Origin of the sequence: Flectobacillus sp., from assembly GCF_049240685.1 — a bacterium.
Lineage (GTDB): Bacteria > Bacteroidota > Bacteroidia > Cytophagales > Spirosomataceae > Flectobacillus.
In genome coordinates this window covers 1,378-4,742 of sequence record NZ_JBMLSD010000196.1, presented here as the reverse complement: position 1 = coordinate 4,742, position 3,365 = coordinate 1,378, and the positions used below count along the sequence as shown (strand labels likewise).

At 37.7% G+C, this 3,365-nt stretch carries 4 protein-coding genes; all 4 read left to right on the top strand.

All coding sequences use genetic code 11. The features are described from left to right. Window positions 1–489: 489 nt before the first annotated feature. The 4 genes from ACOVQ4_RS08975 (at window position 490) to arsB (ending at window position 3,171) form a co-directional block, all read left to right on the top strand. On the top strand, window positions 490–1,107 hold the full coding sequence (locus tag ACOVQ4_RS08975) for a protein-tyrosine-phosphatase (RefSeq protein ID WP_421820314.1): 618 nt from the start codon (window positions 490–492) through the stop codon (window positions 1,105–1,107). Window positions 1,108–1,131: 24 nt separating this feature from the next. Further along, window positions 1,132–1,464 (top strand): ArsR/SmtB family transcription factor, encoded by a 333-nt coding sequence (locus ACOVQ4_RS08970; protein WP_421820313.1) that lies wholly within the window; start codon window positions 1,132–1,134, stop codon window positions 1,462–1,464. 39 nt (window positions 1,465–1,503) lie between these two features. Next, entirely contained in the window at window positions 1,504–1,977 is a 474-nt protein-coding gene (locus ACOVQ4_RS08965) for a DUF6428 family protein (protein ID WP_421820312.1), read from the top strand. Between the two features lie 132 nt (window positions 1,978–2,109). Then, on the top strand, window positions 2,110–3,171 hold the full coding sequence (gene arsB / locus ACOVQ4_RS08960) for an ACR3 family arsenite efflux transporter (RefSeq protein ID WP_421820311.1): 1,062 nt from the start codon (window positions 2,110–2,112) through the stop codon (window positions 3,169–3,171). The last annotated feature ends 194 nt before the right edge of the window (window positions 3,172–3,365 follow it).

Here is a 3,365-nt window from a genome sequence, read left to right as displayed (position 1 = left end):
AAATCGCACAAAGAAACGGGCGTTGGCGCAATACGCATATCCTCGAAAGAAGAAGTACCAGAGAGTTTTGAGTGGTGAGTGATGAATTTTGAATGATCTGATTACTTGACAAAATTGAAGTACCTAGTTCAAGACTTAGTCTTGGACTTACTTTTTCAAACAGTTTAAAACTGTTTTACAAAAATCAGAGACAAAGTCTAAATGCCTGAATGGCACTTTCTCTTTTTTTAGTAATCAGGTTAGTGATGTGTTTTGGGTGTAAATGTTTGATGATAAATGGCTTTTGTCGGTATTTTTCTCGGAAATTATTCTTTTTGTCAGATCCTTAGGTGCGACAGAAAGCTAAAATCTTGAAGTTTGATACACTTAAGGTGCTCTCATAAAAGAATAAAATGTGATTTTTTTTGAATTTTATTTTGCGTCATTGCTTATTATTCACAATTCATCACTCACCATTCACAGATTATATTATAACCAACATTTCTAATCATGATTTTTAGTCCTATTCAAAACTTAATTAAAGAATCAATAGCTCTGTTTGATACAATTTCAGACGAAAGAAAGGCTCTTTTATCACAAATTTCAAGCTATATAAGCGCACAAGTTACCGAGGAACAGCCTGTGAAATTGGTGTATATCTGTACACATAATTCTCGTCGGAGTCATTATGGACAAATTTGGGCAGGTGTGGCGGCTGCTTATTATGGTATTCCACATGTGGAAACTTATTCGGGTGGAACTGAAGAAACAGCTTTTAACGAAAGAGCAGTGGCGGCATCCGAACGATTAGGTTTTAACATTGAGAAAACGACGGAAGGAACGAACCCTGTCTATCAAGTCTATTTTGCTGATGATGTAGCACCTGTAACAGCTTTTTCTAAAAAGTTTGATAGTGATGCTAATCCCAAAGCTGGATTTTGTGCGGTAATGACCTGCAATAGTGCCGACAAAAATTGTCCAGTAGTATTTGGTGCGAGTGCAAGAGTGGCAACGCCTTACGAAGACCCCAAGGCCTTTGATGGCACTCCAGAGGAATCCGCCATGTACGAAGCCCGAAGCAAGCAAATCGCTTTGGAGACGCTATATGTTTTTTCTTTAGTAAAATAAAAATTAGTCAATCACTCAACCAATATGGGTATTACAAAAACAGATTTTTTTTCGGAGGAGCAAAATGACATAGCCACGATGTTTAAGGCAATTGGTCATCCTGCTCGGGTAGCCATATTGGACTATCTCTTAAAGGTAAATGCTTGTATTACGGGAGATATTGTGAATGAATTGCCTTTGGCTCAACCTACCATTTCTCAGCATTTGAAAGAACTCAAAAATGCAGGGCTAATCAAAGGAGCCATTGAAGGAAACGCCGTATGTTATTGTATTGACGAAAAAGGAGTGGAAAAACTTCAAAGTTATTTCGGAAATATTCTTTCCACCCTCAATAATCGCAAAGGTTGTTGTGAATAAAAAATTAGCCAATTATTCTCCTTAAAAACGCATAAAACCATGAAACTTTCAGAAGTAAAACAACATTTAGCAACTGCCGAATCGGTAAATTTTCAATTAGCAAATGGCACTTTTGTACCAGAACATTTTCATGTAACAGAAGTCGGACTAATCACCAGACATTTTATTGATTGTGGTGGGGTGGAGCGCATCGAGAAGGTAATTAACTTTCAATTATGGGATGCCAACGACTATGAACATCGTTTGAAACCTCAAAAGTTGTTGAACATTATCGCTTTGTCAGAAAGCAAATTAGGAATTGGTGATTTGGAGGTAGAGGTTGAGTATCAGTCTGATACCATTGGTAAGTATGGATTAGGATTTGATGGAACAAACTTCCAATTGCTACCGAAGAAAACAGCTTGTTTGGCGCAAGATGCTTGTGGTATCCCTGCCGAAAAGCCTAAAGTGCGCTTGAGCGATTTGCAAGTGAGCCAATCAGCATGCTGCACGCCTGGGGGCGGATGTTGTTAAAAATGTTTAATCTAACTTCTTCGCATCATCAGGACTAAGTCTTTGGCGTTGAGGTTAACAAGATTGATAAGAAACAATTTATATTTTGGCTTAATGCATAAAGCTTATAGCCTAGCGCAAAAACAATAAGAAATGTCTTCAAATAATTGTGCCCCAGTTGTAGAACGCAAGCAACTAGGTTTTTTAGATAGATATCTGACTCTTTGGATATTCTTGGCGATGGCCATTGGCGTTGGAATCGGGCATTTTTATCCTGAATCCTCCAATTGGATTAACTCATTTTCGAGTGGAACCACCAATATTCCATTGGCCATTGGCTTGATTTTGATGATGTATCCGCCTTTAGCAAAAGTAAAATATGAAAAAATGGGAGAAGTCTTTTCCAACCTCAAAGTATTGTCGGCTTCGTTGATACTGAATTGGATTATTGGGCCTGTTTTCATGTTTTTATTGGCGATTACTTTTCTGAAAGACTACCCACATTATATGGTTGGCTTGATTTTGATTGGACTAGCCAGATGTATTGCTATGGTGGTAGTTTGGAATGATTTAGCCGATGGAAGTCGTGAATATGCTGCTGGTTTGATTGCACTAAATAGTATTTTTCAAGTGCTTTTATATAGTGTTTATGCCTATATTTTTATTGGCGTTTTGCCAACCTATTTTGGTATCCAAGGATTGAATGTTGAGGTAAAAATGAGTCAAATCGCTGAGAGTGTGGGGATTTATCTCGGTATTCCTTTTGGTTTAGGACTTTTTAGTAGATGGATTTTGATAAAAACCAAAGGCGAAACATGGTTTCAGGAAACGTATGTGCCCATGATTTCGCCGATTACTTTGGTGGCGTTACTTTTCACGATTGTGATTATGTTTAGTCTCAAAGGGCAACTCATTGTACAGATTCCGATGGATGTGGTACGAATTGCCATTCCTTTGGTGATATATTTTGCAGTAATGTTTGTAGTGAGTTTTATTATTGGAAAAAACTTTGGGGCAGATTATGCCAAGAGTACTTCTATCGCCTTTACCGCAACTGGAAACAATTTTGAATTGGCGATTGCCGTAGCAATTGGCGTATTTGGCATCAATAGTGGCGAAGCTTTTGCAGGTGTTATTGGACCGTTGGTAGAAGTACCAGCCTTGATTGGATTGGTAAATTTAGCATTTTGGTTTAGAAAAAAATGGTACACTTAGTTAGAGTGCTGAGTTTCGAGTACTGAGTTTTGAGTGTGATTTTGTCCTTGCCTAGTTCGAGACTTAGTCTCGGACTAGTGTTTGTTTCAGTTTATAAACTGTTAAAAAAATGAGTCCAAGACTAAGTCTTGAACTAGAGATTTTCAGTCACAAGTTATGAATACAATACAGCTGGGCTTAAAAGAAAACTGGAA

Excerpts from the sequence above, each read along its gene's own strand:
- ACOVQ4_RS08975 (WP_421820314.1), top strand. The coding sequence starts at position 490 with ATGATTTTTAGTCCTATTCAAAACTTAATTAAAGAATCAATAGCTCTG.
- ACOVQ4_RS08965 (WP_421820312.1), top strand. The coding sequence starts at position 1,504 with ATGAAACTTTCAGAAGTAAAACAACATTTAGCAACTGCCGAATCGGTA.
- arsB (WP_421820311.1), top strand. The coding sequence starts at position 2,110 with ATGTCTTCAAATAATTGTGCCCCAGTTGTAGAACGCAAGCAACTAGGT.
- ACOVQ4_RS08970 (WP_421820313.1), top strand. The coding sequence starts at position 1,132 with ATGGGTATTACAAAAACAGATTTTTTTTCGGAGGAGCAAAATGACATA.